Origin of the sequence: Bradyrhizobium sp. IC3123, from assembly GCF_020193625.1 — a bacterium.
GTDB classification, from domain to species: domain Bacteria; phylum Pseudomonadota; class Alphaproteobacteria; order Rhizobiales; family Xanthobacteraceae; genus Bradyrhizobium; species Bradyrhizobium yuanmingense.
Window position 1 is genome coordinate 60,953 of sequence record NZ_JADYVF010000016.1, and the last position, 18,663, is coordinate 79,615.

An 18,663-nucleotide genomic window follows, 5' to 3' on the forward strand; every position below is an offset into this window, starting at 1 on the left:
GGACAGAGCCGCGTGCACTGTGAAGTTTGGCTTGCGAGTGACCTTGGCAGTAGCGGTTGAATCTTGGCATAAGGGTGTGACTACTTAACGCTTTATCCCAAGGATGTTTTCGTGAGCACCATAATTGACCTTGCCGCCCTTAAACCGATAGCGAAACCCCTGGTAATCGACTTGGTCAAAGAGGCAGGCGTGGATGTGAGCGAATGGAGCGATTTCAAGGGCTCCAACCCGGCTATCAACCCAAAGTACTGCTATAACTGGTCCTTCCGTCAGCCGGACAAGGTGGTCGTTGCACTATTCTTCCACGAAGACCTCACGATTGCCGGAGAGAACATCGTACATGACCAAAATATTCGCCTGCGCGACGGGCGGTTTGGCGGCAGAGGCGCTGCACAATGGAAGAAGCGCGCGAATGAGCTCGATGACAATCTGCGGATTGCATATCGCGATGGGCTGCCAGTACGCGCGATTATCTTAGAAGGCGAGAAGCGCGATCATTTGGACGCTGAAGCGGAATCATCGGCGGTCGAGAAACGACGTCTTGATCCCGTACCTTGGGCTGTCACTTCCTACGATGTGACAAGCGGCAATTGCATTGTGACCCGTGGTGCTTTGCCAGCTAGCTCAACCGATGCGGACGATCCAGAAATTCAAGGTTTCGAGGGCGAGGAGCGCAGAAGGTACATTCTTCATCGCAGACGCGAAGCCTCTGTACGCGCAAAGAAGATCCAGGCAGCTCTCTGGGAAAACAAGGGCCTTTTAAAATGTGAGGTACCGCGCTGCGGCTTCGACTTCAAGGCAACTTACGGGGAGCTTGGCAAGGAGTTTGCGCATGTCCATCACTTAAAGCCACTGAGCGAAGCTCCTGCTGAAGGACGGCCGATCAAACTGAACGAACTTGCAATCGTTTGTGCGAACTGCCATGCGATGATCCACCGCGGCGGAGAGTGCAGACCAATCGACGCTCTCATACCAGCCCATTGAATGCATTAACCGCAAAGATGGCTGCCCTCGCCAAGGTCCAAGGCGCCTAGCCGCCGGCTCCCACTCACGACGAACGCTCGCGTATCACATGTTATGGAGGAAACTAGGGCAATGACTCATTCGGAATAGCTTGTCCAAAGCGTGAGGCACTTTGCCCAGCCGTTGGTTAGCCTCTCCGTAACCGGAGACTAGAGATATCGACGGCGAGCGCACGAATTTCAGGCAACGTGAGCTTCCCAGCGAGCTTCTTAACAAACTGATGAGGATCGGGCTGGCCAAATGCCAGCCGATACAGTGCCAGCTCTTCGGTCAAGTCGTCGAAGCGTATCGTTTCGGCACTATGTAGGGGCGCTAGCACGACGCGCGTGTATTGACCATTCTTCATCACCCACCACGGCCGTAGTCCCGGCGCATTACCTTGCCGATCCTTTGCGTAACCCTTCGCAATTTCGATGATCCTGCTCCATGGGCTTCTAAAACTCTCTCCCTCCGCGCGCGAGAGAGCAGCTTCCTCGTACATTCGCGCCAGCGCTCTTCGCACTGACAAAGATGCGAACCTTGCTACTCGACCTTCTCTTTGCTCAAGGGATATCGGATCGGACGGGGGGTCCCAGTGAACGACGCGGCTGCACCACACATGAAAATCCAGTCCCTCCTGCCCAACGGACGTAGTCGTCAACACATGCGGCCAAAACGGCGAGTTAAATGCCGCCTGGAGCTGGTTAGGGCGAAGCGTCCCACTTTTAGCAGCCTCTTGTCCTGCGAACGCAAGCGCAGCATGCGCGCGAAGCCGACCGACTATTCTACGCTTCTTAGTAGTGTTTTCATGTAGGGCCAAAGCACCGTCGCTTACGGTCAATGCTTCTTTGAGGTGTGCTAGGACATCCAGCAATCCAGATTTCGTGGAGTTCAGTAGTCGAAAGGTCGCTATGTGTTCGTCAAGAACAGCCTCAAAATTGCCAGCCACGATGGCATCTAGAAGGCTGTCGCGATCCGCAGCTGATCTCGATCGGAAGCCTCTGACGTTGTGACGAGCAAGTGCACCATCAAAGTATCTTCTGCCGAGATAGGGCCTGAGGGCGTTCCAACTCAGCTCCCCTATTGCGGACAAGTGCTTCTTCGTTTCAGGCCCGTAATGCCGATAAAGTGCCCGGACAAGCACTGTCCCCGGTCCAGCGAGAGCCAATTTCGCAACTCGCTCTGAGTCGCTTCCCTTCCGAAGTCCGAGACGTGCCGGCAACACCAGTCGCGACTCGCCTTCGTTCACATGCTGTAACTCGTACCTCCTCAATTTCTGCATAACCGACTCATGCGCGGATGACTTCCTTGTCAATCGAAACCGACTCCGAGCTTGCTTGACAAAGACGTCAAGAATTTCCTCGCTCGTGCGCTTTTCCACCCCGAGAGGATCAAAAATCATAGCTAGCGACATCCAAGGATGAAACAACGAACGAAGCTCATCATTCCTATTGCCCTTCCGACCAATGAACCTCGGGCGCCGCGGGATATCGGACCATTTAACGAACTTCGATCCTGTCGCGCGTTCGATTGCAAAGCTCACGAGGCCGCTAATAGCTGGCGGGGTTGCCCGATATCTCGCAAAGACAATAGACTTTGGTTCGCGGTCTTCGGCTTCGCGCCATTCACCGGCAAGGCGCCACCAAGGTAGCGATGGCGCTACCCAAGGCAATGCCAGCACCTTCTCAGGCGATACTTCGCTCAAGAAGCACCGAAGCTTTGGGTGATTTAGTGCCTGCTCCTGCCTCCTCGGCGAATGTCCATCAACGGGACGCCTAAGGTTAGGTGCTGCCGTTCGCTTGATTTGAGCCTGGGCGAGCGCGCGGCTGACGACATAGCCGGCCGGAAGAGTTTGGGTCGGGTAGGGCAGTGACATCCAAAGCGGCGTCGCGTGGGCTACCCCTTTCGCTCGCAGTTGATGACTCCGAGCGCTCTGCAACCTTCTCGCCAAATCATCGAAAATCACAAGGTCAGCAGGAATCGGCAACGGATGAGGCCTGGCTACGATTGGCGCCGCCATCAACTCGTCATCCCAACGCTCTGTCCGCTCGAGGATCGGCCTCAACTTACCTTCCAATTTGTCTCTGGCAAGCTGAACCGATTTCAGCCACGTTGCACGGCTGCGCTCATCCTCATTGCGAAGTATCGCGTTTCGGAACGCGGCGGCTGAGTTGCGAATGCAATTTGCTTCGCTGGCATCCTTGGTAAGAAATTCGACGATCTTATGCAGTGGCGCTGTCGCATCGCCGCCGCGATGCCAGGCAAAGGGTGTCGCGGACAACATCAACACGGCCGCATCTGAAAAGACGCTTTTCGCCAGCGACGCATCATTCACTTTATTCAATAGCTGCGGATAGTTTTGAAATTCATCCAAAATGATCAGATCCGGCTTAAGGACCCCTCTTTCCAACGTAGCCCTGCATAAAGCCACCCGAAGAGCCTTCCTGATGTCAGCCAGGCAGGCAAGGCGCGCACCCGAGTTGCGGTTTGACGATTCCAACCTGGCTCGAATTTCCTTCCGCAAGCTTCGACCGCGGATTCTCCCTTCGATCTTGAGTGACTCTGCGAGTGACGATAGGAAAGTCCGAGACATTCGCATGATCATCGACTTGGACTGCCGGATGTCACTTTGAATTTTTCTTGCAGTCGCAAGGACGAGTTGATCGAACTCGTCGAGTTTGACTCGGGATGCGGCGGGGCCGGGTCGACGCGCTCCGCCTGCAAGGAATACCCTTACCTCCCGATCAAGAGTTCGGCCCATTGAGAAGCGCGCCCATGCGGCCGCAGTCGCGCGCTCCAGCTTGGTCCCCGTACCGAACGAGGACGCTTCCATATCTGGCAGCGACGTCGACGGAGTAAACAGCGCCAGCCGAAGTTTCTCGGTCGGCTGCCATTGCCAAGCCAGGGATATTCTATTTGTTTGGGAGTCAAGGGCCCGAGTCTGACGCGCAAGAGGATGTTCGGCGGCTGGCAAAAACCTTGTCTTGTTCTGCGCTACAAGCTGCAGATTGCTTCCGAAATAAACAACGCAGAACGACTTTCCTTCATGGAGAGCTTGCTGAGCCAGTCGGTGTGCAATCGATGCCGCGATTACAGTTTTGCCGAGCCCTACTTCATCTGCCACCAAGAAGCGGCGGGCTCCTCTCTTTTGCGTAAGGGCAGAAATCGCAACAGAAACGGTCTCTTCTTGAAATGCCTGCAACATTCAAATTGCCTGCGTGCCAAACGCCACCGCGAACGGTTCCCATAACGCACGTAGCTGAGCTATCTGCGCGGCAGAGATGGCAGCATCGTCGTTTTCCCAAGAGGCCAACACTGAATTAACCTTTTGGATGAATTCGAAACGCCAACCATCACGATTTCGGATCCGATGGCGAAGCAATTCCTCCAGGCGTAAGGAGGGCGCGATTGACAGGCTGTCACCTGAAACGTTACTCGAGCGCTTCTTGGAATTGTGTCGCCTTAGCGTAACAGGAAGGCCCGCAAGTTCTGCTGAGATCAATTCACATAGCTCTTGGAATCCTAACCGACGCAACAGGGCCGTTTCACTCCTTTCGCGCATTTTGTCCAGCGTTAGCCCCTGCGGAAGTTTGACTTCCGCTCGTTGCACCCAAGAAATCGGAGCGGCTGGCAAGTGTGAGTTATCAGAGACCTTCCAACAGACGAATTCTGTGAATTCATCCGCTCGAACGCCACTCCACTCCGCAGTAAGCTGGCTGGGACCGACGCTCTTAAATTCAGCAAGCCGTGTAAGGGGCGTCACCTCAACAGACAAATCTGGTCGAACCAAATCGACGCGCCAGTCTGATAACGTCAACTGAACACTCGTTCCGTCGTAAGATAGAATGGTCTTCAGCGTAGCCGCCATCTCAGAACGAGTTGCCTCTAGGAGACGCGAGCGCTCCAACGTCTCTGAAAGATCGACGTCTTCCGATTCGAAACAGCGGCTCATCCCCCGAAGCTCGGAGGCGAGACGGTCTCCCATAGCAGAAGGAATGGATAACCTGATCATGATCTCGGCATTGCGCCCAGACAGTCCGCGGCCGGTAAGGTTTGCGCTTCCGAGCCAGAGAGTGGCTCGCCCTTTCTTCCTCCGGGCAAGGACGATCTTTGCATGCAAGCCCGATGGTTGATAGTCCGATGGCTGTGTAGCTGCATCTAAATCATCTCCTGTTACCCCAGCATAGTCGTTATCGGATTCCAACGGCGGGGCGCTCGATCCTTGCTGTGATGACGCAAAAAATGCGGCGCGAGCATTTACCTTGGAGCGCACCCTCTCGGACGATGCCTGAAGCGACTCTTGGGTTGATACCAGCACGGTGCGCGACGGATGTAATGCGCACTTGTCGAGAATGATCTGAATTCCATCATTCACAAACGGGGAAACCAACCACAAATCTTTAAGCTCCGTTTCAGTCGGCAACGCAAACCAGTTGTTGGGAATAAAGCCCCGTACGGGATCACCGCTCGCAGCGATGGTTTCGACAACTACGCCGGGAGAAGCATCCCAATAGATTGCTGACGCTAAATATTTGAGTTGCTCGGACAGCTCCCTAACAGCTACGCCATTTCGCGTGACTGAGTTCGCCAATACCTCTTCGATGTTGGACTGTGCTGCAGAGAAGATCTCGAACAGGGCGGCTCCAAGGGAAGGAATCTTCTGCCGCGAGGGCTTCAGCTCCGTCGAACCCTCCAGGAGTATACCAAAGTCTGCGTCGCGGCTGCGGCTCAAATTCCGACTGCCGATCCACAGCCGCCACGAAGACCCCAGGCGCTTTGAACGCTCTTCATATCCGACCAGAACAATCTTCGGATGAAATGAAGAGTTTCGTTCATGGCGTGCCACATGCACGATGCACCTTTCAAGCGGTGACAGGCATCGCGCTTGGCCGGGCCGTCGCGGAGGCCTCATCCTTCCGTTCTGACAAAGAACAACGGTTCTGCCAGCTAACGTAAGAGCGGCGCGTAGATCGTCTGCGTCAGATGTATCCGTTGAGTCTATTCGGAGGCCGGAAAGCCCCCTGAGTAAGGCTAAGAGAGCAATCGAGTCCAGGGAGAAGCTGCAAACAACTACGGACCGAACGAATTGCCCCGGTTGCGGCCTCAACGATTCAATAAGCGCATGATGCGGGCGAGTCGTCATTTAGTTGGCTTCACGGTGAGTTCACTCAATAGAGAGCTGGCTATTCCCCATCTAAAGTCTGGTGGCCGAGTCAAAGGTCGATCACTGTCGACATCTTTGATCCGACGGGCGATCCATTCTGACCGCAGGTCCTTTGCTTCGCAAAGTCTCGCCCTAAGCGAAGCTCCCTTAGCCTGAGCCTCTCTGACTGCGAACGAATGTTCCAAATGCCGAATATCCTTCCCAGATTTCATCCACTGTTTTGCTTCTTCTAAGAACTTGAAGAGATTCCCTGCTCGAACAGGCCCGCTCGCTTCTCGGTCCATAAGCACGGTCTCCGGCTGGAGCTCAGCTACCAACTTTGCTTCATAGCCGGAACGTAACTGAGATAGAGCTGCTTCTGCGCGATCGACCACCTCCTTCGCGCGAGAGACTTTGTCCCGATCCCGGCACCGTCGGGCTACCAAGACAACGTAAGCCGCGTTACATACATGCATTAGAGCGGACGTTGCCTTGGCACGGACCAATGCTTTGGCTTCCGCATCGTCATCGCTTACTAAGCGTTCGAAATCCGCTTCCCAGAAATTCGGAGCGCGCACAAGACCTAAAAGGCCAGATTTCGAATTCGCTACCCGGGCTAGAAGTGCCGGAGCATTAGAACCCGGCCGAACAACTGAAGACATGCGCTCGCGAAGAAAATCGACTTCCCAGCGATCTAGATCAAATCCAAGCGGCCTGCCTAGCTCACCAAGGTCTTTCAAACTGTGGGTGGATTGAAGACCTTCTTGCCATTTCTCCTCGAGCTCGGAGCAGAACAAATTTCGTCGCTCGTTCTCAACATCGCCGCCGCGCAGCGTTCGTCTGGTATATATCTTCCAATCCGCATGCATAACGGGCCGGACTGGCCAACGATCCCTTCTGTCGAAGATCTGCCAATGCGCGAGTGCGGTAAAATAGGACATGCTCGGCAGGACCTTCGGTACTTTGCCACGTCCCGATCGAGAGCTGCGATCGACGACTGTCCAACCGATCACCCCTGATCGAGTCAGCGACTGACCAGCATTTTCGACAGCCTCCTTGAGTTGCACCGCGATATCCCATTCTAAGCCGGGTAGGAGCTCGTCTGGTGCACCGTCCCGCGCTTCCTGCCGTAGGCGCTCGTATGCGGCCGCTACAAAAAGCACGTAGCGAAGCTTCGTCATCTGCGTAGATGTGCCAGGAAAGAACCGATCGGCGTATAGGAAGTGCAAGAATGATAAACCTAGTTCGTCTCGAACATCCTGCTCGTCCAGATCGGCAGCTCGTTCAGCCGCTCGGATCTCTTCGTCTGAAATACTAGTCCAGCCAAGCCAGGTCACGACATCTGCCCAATGAATCAACTATAGGCTGCACCGTAGCAAACGCGAATCCCTAGTCCACTGGACTTTTGATTAATTTTTTCAGATGGGAGGCTCCAAACCAACTAGTCGGTTTTTAACATCGTGGGAAGCAATCGCGTTACGCAATACAATCTGCCTAGATCTCGTATAGAGAGATTGAGGGGCCGGAAGACTGGGCGCATTTGATCTATTGTGATGGCGCTTCCAGAGGTAAAGTTCGCAAATGAGATGTTATGGAGGAAATCGGCCAGCGACCGACTTTCACTCTGCTCAGTTTGCTCGGTCAAGCAGCGGCAACCCGCACGCCGTTAAGAACTCGGCCGTCCCGTCGTAGAAGGCTGGTGGACGGGTGGCGTCAATCGAATCCCCTCTCGGGATGTAGATCACCATCCCCTGTCGTGCGCGGGTCAGCAGCACACGGTAAGCGTTGGTCAGATAGATCTTGCGGTTGTCGTCATTGACGTTCTGCCATCGCGTGCCGGAAAACCGATAGAACTGCCACCTGCCATCGACCGACCGAAAATCAGCATCCCAGCACACCCCCGCCCAATCGAGCTCGAGGCCCTGAATATCAAACTCGGTTGCAAGATCCTCCATATAGTAGGACGAGCGAACATCATCTTTTCCGTTCAAGAACCATGTCGTTGCTTCGATCTTTTCGTGAACGTTGATTCCCTCAGGCTTCAGGCGCGATGCGCCCGACGAGGCCACCAGACCAATGCGTTCCGAACCCCGCCCACGATCTCGGAGCCATTGCCGAGCGTGGCCGAGCTCTCGCGTCAGCACGATCGGATAGGTCTCCTTAATCGCCTGGTAAAGCGCTTTAGCCTCTTTGGCCTGCCCAGCGACGAGAGCGCCAACGAACGCAGAGAGCTTTTCGGCACGAAACGATCGCACAGAGACCGCCAAATGAAGCGCGGGCAGAGATTGGCTCTCAAGCCCTACGAGAAGTGCCGGCAGATCTTGCCCCCAATGGTAGTCTCGATGAGCTAGTTGTTCCGACGTATAGACTTTCCAGTCCCGAAAACTTCGCTGGAGCGCGGAAAACCATTCGGTTAGGCCCGCTTCACCGGCGTTTATCTCCTGTCCTCCGCCTATGAGACATATGATTGTGCACCAGCCGTCGTGCCTGTCCATGACGCTGATGAGAAACTCAGGTTCCGACATCTGGAAATTTGTCTGCCCCTTCTTCTGACTCATAAAATTTGACAGATGCTTGGCGTCCCATGCCCGCTGCGCCTCGTCGAACACCGCAACCCGCTCGATCGGAGGCTCAGAGGTGACGAGGTTGCTGTCGCGGAAGTGCATAATGTTCTGAACGAAGCTTTTGACTTTCCGGAGCGCGTCGGACTTCTTACTCTTCTCGCCGCGCTCCTTTAATTGCGCGTGTTCGTCCCGTGCGAGTGCCTCGCGCAGCACCTCCACCAAGGGGCCGTTGCCGGACAGGAAGACGGCATGCTCTTCCTCGTGAGCCTTCGTCCGAAGTGTCACGAGATTGAGGCCTGCCAAGGTCTTGCCTGCACCCGGCACTCCCGTGACAAAGCAGATCGCCTTGCGTCGGTGGGCCTTGGCATCCTCTATGATGTCAGCAAGGCATGCTGCCGTCTGACTTAGATTTTTAGCTCCGGCGTCGGAGCGCGTAATATCTTCGACCCGATGGCCCTGGTAGAGCGCCTGCGCGGCTTCAATGATTGTGGGCGTGGGCTTGTAGCCACTCCGCGACCACTGAGCGCCATCCAAGTCAGCCTGCTTTGGTATCTCACGCACGACACGCCCGAGGATCTCTCGCAGATTATCCCCATTCGATTTGACCGGGCTTGCGACGCCGTCATTTTGCCATGCGAGCTCAACCGATGGATTCGCCGCCATCGTCGCCACAACGATCGGTACGATTCGCCGATCATGGCTCCCAGCATGGAAGTTCTTGAGGTCGAGGGCATAGTCGACAACTTGATCGAGGGCTGCCGCATCGAACTGATCCGAGCCCACTTTGAATTCGACGACGAAAACGATTCCCGCCGTAGTCACCACCACGTCGGCACGCTTGCCCATGCGCGGGATCGCAAACTCAAATGCAATCCAACCATCGAGCCCACCAAATTGAGCCCGCGCGAGCTCGATCTGGCTCAGCCACGCGTTGCGCTGCAGCGCATCTAGTGCAAAGGGATTCTGCTTGGCGAGACGTCCCAGAATAGCGTCTGGGGCTAGATCGACAAGCTCTTGGATCGAGCTAGAATAAAAGGCACCATTCATTGTGTTTCGCGCGCTTCCGCCTGATTTTTGGTTGATTCTATGATGTCGAACGAGATCAATCTAATAGCAATGGCCGACATATTATCGAAGTCCCCGGACTATCGGGTCCTTCGCCGGCTCACGCCCCGGACAGAATTCGTCCCATGCGATGGGCAGACAACAAAGAAAGGTATCTTGCTTGATGTTGAAACCACCGGCCTGAATACAGAACAAGACGAAATCATCGAGCTGGCGATGGTGAAATTCGACTATCTGCCAGATGACAGGATTGCACGAATCACCGACGTCTTTTCATCATTCAACGAGCCTCAGAATCCCATCCCTGCTGAGATCACCGAGCTCACGGGCATTACGGACGAAATAGTTCTGGGCCACCGGATCGATCCGGACGCGGTTTCGGCGTTCGTCTCAGACGCTGTGATCATCGTCGCCCACAATGCAAATTTTGACCGGAAATTTGCCGAACGCTATTGGCCCTTTTTTGAGCGGAAGCCCTGGGCATGCTCTGCGACGGAAATCGAATGGCGTAGGCACGGATTTGACGGATCGCGCCTGGGCTACTTATTGGCCGGAGTGGGCCTCTTTCACCAAGCCCATCGCGCAATCGACGATTGCCGCGCCTTGATTGAAATCTTGGCCACAGACATCCCAAACCAGGTTCGGTCGGCTTTCGCCATTCTCCTCGAACGTGCTCGGCGCAAGACAGTTCGGATATGGGCAGAGCAATCGCCCTTCGAACTTAAGGACACGTTGAAAAGGCGAGGTTATCGATGGAGCGACGGCACAGATGGAAGGCCGAGATCTTGGTACATCGACGTCGACGACGCTCTCCAAGTAGCAGAAATCGAATTCCTGAGAACGACCATTTATCTGCAGGATGTCGATCCAAGAATTCAGACCTTGAGCGCGATGAACAGATTTTCGACCCGCATATAAAGGAATAGTGGAACTGCTGCCCGGCCCTGCAAATCCGGTAACGGCCCCAGCTCTACCGCATCGATTCTGACTAGCGTGCTTCACGTTGGGCCTTGAACGCAGCAATGAATACCTCGACCCCGGCGCTGGTTAGTCCGTCTTCGGTGATGAGGCCCAGCTGCGCTAAGTTGACTGTCTCATTGGGACTGTCATTCTGTGTCGACCCGCCGCCGAAAAGCTTGACGACTATTCGCTGCTCCCGCCGCGTCAGCCCATTCCAGAGCTTCAAATCAGCCACCTCGACGCCTCGCGCGAATCGCTCCTGACCCTGGGAATTAGCTGACCAGTCAGAGGCGAAATCGTGGCAGATGCCGCAACGTCGCCGTTGCTCATGGGGGCGGTAGCAGGCTCAACCGTCAGCTTGCTTCTGCCACTAACATTATGACCGCTCTGAGGGCAGTGCCGGCGCTGCAAACATCCCGCAAAATCGCCCATGATTGCAGCGCAGCGTCCTTTCTTCACCGGGCTAAGACTTTTCGGCTCCAATCTCCTGTTTAGTCAAAGTGGGCTTTTTGTTTTTATTTCTGAACTTTTTGCGTGCGAACCAGGAAGACCGGTCCGGGAGGTCTGCTGCTAGACTTTTGGCCCTCCCCCCTCGCAAGGCCCGCTTCACCGTGGAGACGAAGAGCGCGCGCATAGAACGACATGATTCAAGGTCTCGTCGTCGAGCTCGTGACGTCGCTCCAACGCGGTGAGGCGCTCCCTTTCCGAATTGCTCAGCTCACCCAGCACTAACCAACCCTCTGGTCCTAATCGGCGAGCTATCCGGTTCTGAATGACTTCAGTTGGTTCTTGGTTAGCCCGGAAAGCCTGCAGTCTTGCCTGCGCATCATTCGTTGTTGGCAAGGCTGACGGTTCTTTTGAAGGTTCTATTGAAGGTTTAAGCCGCATAGCTGTGCGGCCTGGCAGACGTTCCAGATGCGGCCTGGCCGTGCCGCAAACTGATGCGCTACTGCGGTCAAATGCGGCCTGGTGGTCGATCAAAGCGCCGCCCGGACCAGCATCAAACGAGCGAAGCCTTTCGACGAGTCGATCAGCCGCTTCGATGACACTCCCTCCAGTGCCACGCCTCTCGACACCCTGCGCGTGAGCAAACTTTGGGCTGGCCGCAGCTCGGCTGCTTCGCGGAGCACTGATATCGGCATGGAGCGGTCGAGCCTCGTTCCGAGCGCCCAAATTGTGGGGCATTCCCTCGCGAGCGGACATGCTTAATTGATAAACGAACGTTTGCCATTGCCCACGGCGCTTTGGTGGGCGCGCGATGGTCAGAAATTCCTCATTCTTCAACTTCTTTGTATGACGCTGAATCGTATCGAGCGACATACCTGTATCTTCGGCCAGCGTCTCCTGAGACGGCCAACAGATGCCATGCTTGTCGGCATAGGTTGCTAAGACGAGAAGCAACAGCTTGCGTGCGGGCGGCTCGACCTTCTGACGCAACGCCCAGGCGGTAGCTTGCCAACTCATTGGTGGGCATCCGCGGCCGCGTAAATCGCATGTAGAGCTTGCTTCTGCTTGCGAAAAACTCCTAAGGCCTTATCGTCCCGATCGAACGCCTGATACTCTCGCTCTCCCGAGCGAACGAGGCGCCCAAGTCGCACACGGCCTGAATAAACCGAATATTCAATCGGGTCTTGGGCGTAGCAATCCCGATGTATGTCGAACGGTGGAGTTTTCACGACCGGAACTCCGTCCGGCGACCAAACGTATTGGCATCGATCCACGTGATGAGATCACGGCGGCGGTAGCGCACGGCGCGGCCGACTTGAACGAATGGAGGACCGGCTGCGCGAATGCGCCAGGACTGGAGCGTGCGAATAGACAGGCACAGCAGATCTGCGGCCTCCTGCTCTCTAAGCAGGGCGTCTGGGTCTCGAGGTGAGCTTTCAAAGGGCATGTCAGCACTGCATTGGTTTTCGATGCAGTAAGACTGACTACGTTCAGGAACGGAAAATAGCCGACGCGATCTCGAAGTGCGGCGAATCGATCTACGATCGCTTACGCCGGGGGCCTGGACGCTCCCATAGGTACCGCTGTTCTTCGCTCAAGCTACTCAGAGCGTTCGCCCGGCATCGTACAAACTCTCGCGCGCTGAGCGATCCTGGCCACCTGGTTTCCGCCTCGCTCCAGAGCTGATCGTTAGACATTGGCTCGATTGCTGAATCGGACATCATGGCCGACAGCCAAGCTACGCATTCCCGACGGGATTTCTCTTTGGTCTGAATCTGTTTTCGTGCCCTCGTCGGCTCATCGGACTTTGGTTCCGCAACGGCCCTTTCAGTGATCACCGCCTGCTGATCTGGGAGCTGAAGCCAGACTCCTGTCCAAACGGCCATAGGACGATGATTTCGCATCTCGCAAACGGCGCTATTCTGTACGTCTATCAGGAGGTCCGATCGCGTCCACTGGCCCCTCCCGATTGGAGCCTCCAAACCAGTAGCTGCCACCGTGCCGATGGCAATGAGATCGCGACGCACAAGGAGGCTTGTAAACGAATCAATCCGTTCAGCGAGCCTGCGGGAAACAGCGATCTCCTGATCGGAAGGGCTCGGCAATGGGTCACCCAAGAAGACGATGGGTTGACGAACGAAGGCGTGGGCGATGGTTTCCGCGGTGGCGTGCAGAGGCCAGTGGAAGTCAACAAATGGCCCCGGAAACTGGCCTTCCGAAAACACCGCCGGATTGGTCGGCAAGACCTTCCGACCAAGGTCGGCGACTTCTTCGTCCGCCAGCACGTGCTTGCGAAACGCCTCGCCAAGTGTCAGCCCATCAAGAGAGCTTGCCGCACCTTGAGCTTCCGCTTGCTCACGTCTTCGAGCATCTGGCTTTTCGAACAGCATTGGCAGGCTCCGAATCAGTCACCCAGTTTTGCCCCACCAAGGATCGAGTGAAAGATCGGGCCAAGGGCTATTCCCCAGAGAAGCATGCCTCATCGACTACGCCCAATTGCGATCCAATGCCGGCTTCTACCGTTTCATATGAAACCGTTGGACCGTCGAGAGGACTGCGCCCAGTAACGGCGCATGACTACTCAAGACGACGACACACTCCCAGAGGTCGCTGCCCTCCTCGCGGCAGCCCTCGTGCGGCTTTTGGCCCGGAAGTCCAGTCATAAATTGCGCGGTGAAGCAAAATCTCTGCTCGACTGTGGCAGGCCATCTGGGGGTGATGTCGCTCGCAAAGCCCAGGAAGTTAGCCCGTGAAAGAGAGCGTTTTATCGCAGTTGGCGGCCCTGAAAGGCGCCTCCGCCCCCGTTCTGAAGGCCCGTTGGCGCGAGCTTTTCGATACCGAGCCCCCTGCCTATAACCGCCGTTTCTTGGAGAGCCGGCTGGCCTATCGCATTCAGGAATTGGCCTATGGCGGTCTGTCCCGCGAAACCACCGAGCGGCTCAAAGCCATGGCCAAGCAATATGAGAAACCGGCCGACCGCAAGGCCAGACCGCCTTTGCGCCCCGTCGCCGGCACCAAGCTGATCCGCGAATGGGAGGGCGTGGAGCACTGCGTCACCGTTCGCCATGACGATTTCGAATATCTCGGCCGTCCCTACAAGTCTCTGTCCTCAGTTGCCCGCCAGATCACCGGCACCCAGTGGAATGGCTGGGTTTTCTTCGGCCTCAAGAATTCGGTTGGCAAATGACCTCCCGCCGACCGCAAAAGCGCCCAGCTAGCCCATTCGCAAGCGCCTTTAAACAAGCCGGCTCGCCCCGCTCCGCAACTCGTAAGGTTCGCTGCGCGGTGTATACCCGGAAGTCGAGCGAGGAAGGCCTCGACATGGACTTCAACTCGCTCGACGCTCAGAGAGAATCTTGTGAGGCTTACATCGTTAGTCAGCGAGCGGAGGGCTGGACGGCGGTTTCCGATCGCTACGATGATGGCGGATTCTCGGGTGGTACCCTCGAGCGACCGGCCCTGAAGCACCTTCTGGCTGCCGTCCAAGCCGGCAGGATCGATGTCATTGTCGTCTACAAGATCGACCGGCTTTCGCGGTCGATGCTGGACTTCCTCAACCTTGTCGAATTGTTCGAACGCCATGGCGTGACGTTTGTCTCGGTCACCCAATCTTTCAATACCAAGGATGCCATGGGCCGCATGGCGCTGAACATCTTGGTGACATTTGCCCAATTCGAGCGCGAGCTGATTGGTGAGCGAATCCGCGACAAGGTCGCAGCCTCTCGCAAGCGCGGCAAATGGATGGGCGGCTGGACGCCACTCGGCTACGAAGTCCGGGATCGCAAATTGCTGGTTCACCAGGGCGATGCCGAGCGGGTTAGGGCCATTTTCCGGCGCTTCGTGCAGCTTAAGTCTGCGACCCTTCTGGCCCGCGAACTTATCGCTGCCAACGAGCGCACACGGTACGGTCACCTCCTAGACAAGACCCTGCTGTACAGGATCCTCCGTAACCGTGTTTATCTCGGCGAGGCCGTTCACAAGGGCACCTGCTACCCGGGCGAACACGAGGCCATCATCGATCAGAAACTCTGGGATCAAGCGCACAGCATTCTGAAGGAAAGTCCCCGCAAGCGCGCCAACAACAGTCGGGCGCAAACACCAGCTCTATTGAAAGGTCTGCTGTTCGGCCCGGATGGCGCGGCGATGTCGCCGACCCACACGCGAAAATCGGGCCGCCTTTATCGCTACTATATCAGCCAGACTGCTATGAAGCAGGGTAGATCAGACTGCCCGGTCAAGCTGGTGCCCGCGGCGGAGCTCGAGCGCATCATCATCGACCAAGTCCGCCGGCTACTGCAAACCCCTGAGATCATCGTCCAGACCTGGCGCGCGCTGCGAAAGCAGGCCACTGAGGTCAGCGAAAGCGAAGTCCGAAGCGCGCTGGTCGGCTTTGACGAACTCTGGGATGAGTTATTTCCGGCCGAACAGGCCCGCATTGTTCAGTTGCTGGTCGAACGCATCCACATTCATGCCGAACGGCTGGACATCACCTTGAAGGTCCAGGGCCTGACCTCGCTCTCCTCCGAATTGCAGCCCCAGCCCTTCCAGCAGGTCGCCGAATGAATCGACCGACCACCCTCACCCTCGGCCCTATCGGTCGACCGAAGCTCGGCCGCGACGGCCGAACCATGGTCGTGAGCATCCCGATTTCATTCCGGCGGCAGGGTGGTCGCAAACGCGTCGTCACGCCTGCGAGTGTGGACACCTGGTCACCGCCGAAGCCCCAGGTCGACAACACGTTGATCAAAGCTGTGGTCCGCGCCCATCGCTGGCGCCACATGCTTGAATCGAACTTGTTTAGCTCGGTGCGAGAACTCGCCAAGGCCGAGAAGATCAACGAGTCTTATCTTTGCCGTGTGCTTCGGCTCACTCTCCTCTCGCCGGCCATCACCGAAGCGATCTTGAACGGGCTGCAGCCGGACGGTCTCGAGCTGGCGCAGCTGTTGAAATCCATCCCACCTGAGTGGGACCAGCAGCAGGCCCTGATCAGCGCATCCGCTCGGAAAGCCGGAAGCCGCTAAAACCTCTTCCAAGATGGAAGCGGTTTTGCGCGGGCCGATTCGCTGATCGAACGTTATGGAACGTGCCGGATTAAGTACAGTTGGATGGGAACCGCGAACCGCCGGCAAAAGCATTGAATGACAAACGAATTTTCGCCCGCATCAGTCTCTTTTGTAGCAACAATTTGTATTTTGCAACAGGCTGTTAGCGAGCGTGCCGATGCGTCCATTGTCGTACGTAACCAGCGACATCGAGGAGAGTCCGCTAAGACCGGCGTTGCCGATCCGGTGACGGAACAGAGTTCGAGGGAGGCTACTGAGCGTGCGGCCGTTTAGGCTGCTCGGAGATCGCGCCTGCTATGCCAGCTCATTCATAAGTGATGCGCTGCACTGTAACTGGATGGAAGCGAGCATCAGAGGCGGAGCAACTCCGACGATCTGTTCTGGTGTCCAACCTGCCCGAGCTCTGTGACGCGCAACATCGGCGGAAATTCCGTGAGCCTGCGCAGCACTTGCTATCGACCGGAAAGTGCGTCCACGGATCACAATGCCGAGGAGGGGCGGGTCCAACTCAAACGCTTGTGTGAGACTCCAGCCTTTCGAGAGCCTGAGGCGCACTCTTGCATCCGGAAGTTCGAAGAAGCGACAGTCATCTGCGAAAGTGAGAACCTCTTTTGCCTCCGACGCTGATTGGTCTCGTCTTTTTTGGCATTGATTGATCGGAGGCCGCCTGCTGCTCCCAGTGGTTTCTGACACTCGACAGGCCCTTCCGCCCTGTAGTCAGCAACTTGTCCCATTCACCCTTCTCCAACAATCGTGTTATTTTCCGCTAGCTGCGCGGCGACTCATCATCTTGTCGAGAGATTCGCTTAAGTATTAACAACTACTAGATATCAGGTTAGTCGCAGACCAGTGCAGCGTTGTAATAACGCCGCGGCTCCAAGAATCCCAATGCAGTGAGGCGCGGGCAGGTACAGCGGGTGATAGAGCCGTCTAACAGCTTGGCCTTTGACAAAACTGCACTAGCGCAACGAAGGAATGCCGTTTGGTGGGGCGTTCTGTATTTCAGCAAGGCAGCACCGGCTTGACTTTGGGGGATGATTTGATGCGCAACCGTTACGACGAGACATGGCACCGATTGATCGAATGGACGAAGGGTCAAGCGCCATCCGAACGGCTGGCAGCACAAATTCTAATTCATGAAGGCTTCTCCTCGTTGGACCCAAGTCATCCTCTGGGAGGCCCCGATGGTGGCAAGGATGCGGTGGCGACCAAGGGCGGCGTTCTCTTTGCGATGGCCGTCTACTTTCCGCGCGGCGCCCAACGGTTTTCGGACATCCTGTCAAAGTTTGAGGGTGATCTCGCGGGGGCGCAGCGCACAGGGGCCAAGGGCATCGCATTCGTCACCAATCAGGAACTCAGACTCGGTGAGCGCGAGCAGCTCAGGGCGGTCGCAGGTGAAACCCTCTTGGATCTCTTTCACTTGGAGCGCGTTACGACAATTCTTGATACGCCTGCCATGGGGGGCGTTCGCGAGCAATTTTTGGACATGGAGCCCGAAGGAGCACACGTCCATCACCTAGGCGGTCTCGGAGGTTCGGCTCCTGGCGCCGGAGGTGGTGGTGGGGGCGCAATCGGCGGCAATGCATCGGGAGGACATGGCGGCCCTGGAGGGGACATGATCCTTCTCGACGGCAGTCCGGGGAAAGCACCCGGTGCGGGTGGTGGGGGAGCCGGCACCATCGGCGAGGACGCTATAGGGGGCGAAGGCGGAGGCGGAGGCGAATACGTCAAGGCAACGTTTGGCCCCGAAGAACTCGCCGGGGTCCACCATCTTCAGTTTCACGTTGGAGAAGGAGGCAAAGGCGGTCCCGGTGAAGATACCATTGTCAACCTTTGTGCAGAGGACGGCACAGTCCTTCGCCAGATCAAGGCCAAGGGCGGCAAGGTGGGAGCACCACCCTACTGCCCCCCTCCTCGTCGTGTACCAAACCAGTCGGATTTGGATGCGGGCTTGAGGGTCACAAGCATGCTCGCCGCCGAGTTCATTCGGGTGCGGGATGGACTATGGACAATTGTGGAAGGAGGTTGGGATTGGATACAGGTGACTACAGTCCCGTTTCGACAATTGCTGCCGATCTATGTCGAAATCGACACGGGGACCATTTCACCGGCGGGCAGCAACCTTGAACTAACTCTGGTCATCTTGCGCCCGGATGGCTTTCTAGTGACTCAACAGAGCCAAATCATCACGGTTGAGGGCGGTCTAATCAAGCGGTCGCGGTTCGTTGCGGGATTGGAGCTTGTAGGTTCTCAAGGAGGGGTTTGGCACGTGCAGGTAAGAGCGGGCCTGAACGTGATCGCCGACTTCCCAATTGAGATACGCCTTCCTACACAAAACTCCTGACGCGTATGGCAGGAGGGAAGACTAAATTTCAGCCTGAAGCAGACCGGGGCTTCCCTTAGCAATAGGCAGCGGTGA

General features: G+C 56.4%; 14 protein-coding genes. 6 read left to right on the forward strand and 8 right to left on the reverse strand.

All coding sequences use genetic code 11. The annotated features are described in order from the left end of the window. Positions 1-111: 111 nt before the first annotated feature. Positions 112-984: an HNH endonuclease gene (locus I6F20_RS38255; protein ID WP_225129894.1), complete on the forward strand. Its 873-nt coding sequence runs from the start codon at positions 112-114 to the stop codon at positions 982-984. 166 nt (positions 985-1,150) lie between these two features. Here the strand turns inward: I6F20_RS38255 and I6F20_RS32810 are convergent, their stop codons facing one another. The 4 genes from I6F20_RS32810 to I6F20_RS32825 form a co-directional block, all read right to left on the reverse strand. Then, the gene (locus I6F20_RS32810; RefSeq protein ID WP_225129896.1) at positions 1,151-4,207 is read right to left on the reverse strand and encodes a DEAD/DEAH box helicase; all 3,057 of its coding nucleotides are present in this window, start codon (positions 4,205-4,207) and stop codon (positions 1,151-1,153) included. Then, entirely contained in the window at positions 4,208-5,854 is a 1,647-nt protein-coding gene (locus I6F20_RS32815) for a phospholipase D-like domain-containing protein (protein WP_225129898.1), read from the reverse strand. A gap of 287 nt (positions 5,855-6,141) precedes the next feature. After that, positions 6,142-7,482, reverse strand: a complete 1,341-nt coding sequence (locus I6F20_RS32820) for a DUF6361 family protein (RefSeq protein ID WP_225129900.1) — start codon at positions 7,480-7,482, stop codon at positions 6,142-6,144. A gap of 291 nt (positions 7,483-7,773) precedes the next feature. Continuing rightward, entirely contained in the window at positions 7,774-9,756 is a 1,983-nt protein-coding gene (locus I6F20_RS32825; RefSeq protein ID WP_225129901.1) for a DUF2075 domain-containing protein, read from the reverse strand. A 42-nt stretch (positions 9,757-9,798) separates the two neighbouring features. Here I6F20_RS32825 and I6F20_RS32830 point away from each other — a divergent pair, with 42 nt between their 5' ends. Continuing rightward, the gene (locus tag I6F20_RS32830; protein ID WP_346277039.1) at positions 9,799-10,692 is read left to right on the forward strand and encodes a 3'-5' exonuclease; all 894 of its coding nucleotides are present in this window, start codon (positions 9,799-9,801) and stop codon (positions 10,690-10,692) included. Between the two features lie 70 nt (positions 10,693-10,762). Here the strand turns inward: I6F20_RS32830 and I6F20_RS32835 are convergent, their stop codons facing one another. The 4 genes from I6F20_RS32835 to I6F20_RS32850 form a co-directional block, all read right to left on the reverse strand. Next, positions 10,763-10,969 (reverse strand): hypothetical protein, encoded by a 207-nt coding sequence (locus I6F20_RS32835; RefSeq protein ID WP_225129905.1) that lies wholly within the window; start codon positions 10,967-10,969, stop codon positions 10,763-10,765. A gap of 371 nt (positions 10,970-11,340) precedes the next feature. Beyond that, on the reverse strand, positions 11,341-12,198 hold the full coding sequence (locus tag I6F20_RS32840; protein WP_225129907.1) for a helix-turn-helix domain-containing protein: 858 nt from the start codon (positions 12,196-12,198) through the stop codon (positions 11,341-11,343). Positions 12,199-12,406: 208 nt separating this feature from the next. Further along, on the reverse strand, positions 12,407-12,628 hold the full coding sequence (locus tag I6F20_RS32845) for a helix-turn-helix transcriptional regulator (protein WP_225129909.1): 222 nt from the start codon (positions 12,626-12,628) through the stop codon (positions 12,407-12,409). Between the two features lie 91 nt (positions 12,629-12,719). Next, a complete protein-coding gene (locus I6F20_RS32850; protein WP_225129911.1) occupies positions 12,720-13,571 on the reverse strand; it encodes a hypothetical protein in 852 nt (283 codons plus the stop codon). A 359-nt stretch (positions 13,572-13,930) separates the two neighbouring features. On the opposite strand from I6F20_RS32850, the gene I6F20_RS32855 reads away from it, so the two are divergent. From I6F20_RS32855 to I6F20_RS38065, 4 genes are all read left to right on the forward strand, one after another. Then, complete coding sequence (locus tag I6F20_RS32855; protein WP_225129913.1) at positions 13,931-14,368, forward strand: DUF2924 domain-containing protein; 438 nt, start codon at positions 13,931-13,933, stop codon at positions 14,366-14,368. A 134-nt stretch (positions 14,369-14,502) separates the two neighbouring features. Continuing rightward, the gene (locus I6F20_RS32860) at positions 14,503-15,744 is read left to right on the forward strand and encodes a recombinase family protein (RefSeq protein WP_249787972.1); all 1,242 of its coding nucleotides are present in this window, start codon (positions 14,503-14,505) and stop codon (positions 15,742-15,744) included. Beyond that, entirely contained in the window at positions 15,741-16,202 is a 462-nt protein-coding gene (locus I6F20_RS32865) for a hypothetical protein (RefSeq protein WP_225129916.1), read from the forward strand. Before I6F20_RS32860 ends, I6F20_RS32865 begins: the two co-directional genes overlap by 4 nt. 1,084 nt (positions 16,203-17,286) lie before the next feature. Then, a complete protein-coding gene (locus I6F20_RS38065; protein ID WP_275945416.1) occupies positions 17,287-18,588 on the forward strand; it encodes a glycine-rich domain-containing protein in 1,302 nt (433 codons plus the stop codon). The last annotated feature ends 75 nt before the right edge of the window (positions 18,589-18,663 follow it).

What these genes read in the sequence shown, in the direction of transcription:
- I6F20_RS32810 (WP_225129896.1), bottom strand. Translation starts at nt 4,207, where the DNA reads ATGTTGCAGGCATTTCAAGAAGAGACCGTTTCTGTTGCGATTTCTGCC.
- I6F20_RS32825 (WP_225129901.1), bottom strand. Translation starts at nt 9,756, where the DNA reads ATGAATGGTGCCTTTTATTCTAGCTCGATCCAAGAGCTTGTCGATCTA.
- I6F20_RS32830 (WP_346277039.1), top strand. Translation starts at nt 9,799, where the DNA reads ATGTCGAACGAGATCAATCTAATAGCAATGGCCGACATATTATCGAAG.
- I6F20_RS32840 (WP_225129907.1), bottom strand. Translation starts at nt 12,198, where the DNA reads ATGAGTTGGCAAGCTACCGCCTGGGCGTTGCGTCAGAAGGTCGAGCCG.
- I6F20_RS32845 (WP_225129909.1), bottom strand. Translation starts at nt 12,628, where the DNA reads ATGCCCTTTGAAAGCTCACCTCGAGACCCAGACGCCCTGCTTAGAGAG.
- I6F20_RS32850 (WP_225129911.1), bottom strand. Translation starts at nt 13,571, where the DNA reads ATGCTGTTCGAAAAGCCAGATGCTCGAAGACGTGAGCAAGCGGAAGCT.
- I6F20_RS32860 (WP_249787972.1), top strand. Translation starts at nt 14,503, where the DNA reads ATGGACTTCAACTCGCTCGACGCTCAGAGAGAATCTTGTGAGGCTTAC.
- I6F20_RS32865 (WP_225129916.1), top strand. Translation starts at nt 15,741, where the DNA reads ATGAATCGACCGACCACCCTCACCCTCGGCCCTATCGGTCGACCGAAG.
- I6F20_RS38065 (WP_275945416.1), top strand. Translation starts at nt 17,287, where the DNA reads ATGCGCAACCGTTACGACGAGACATGGCACCGATTGATCGAATGGACG.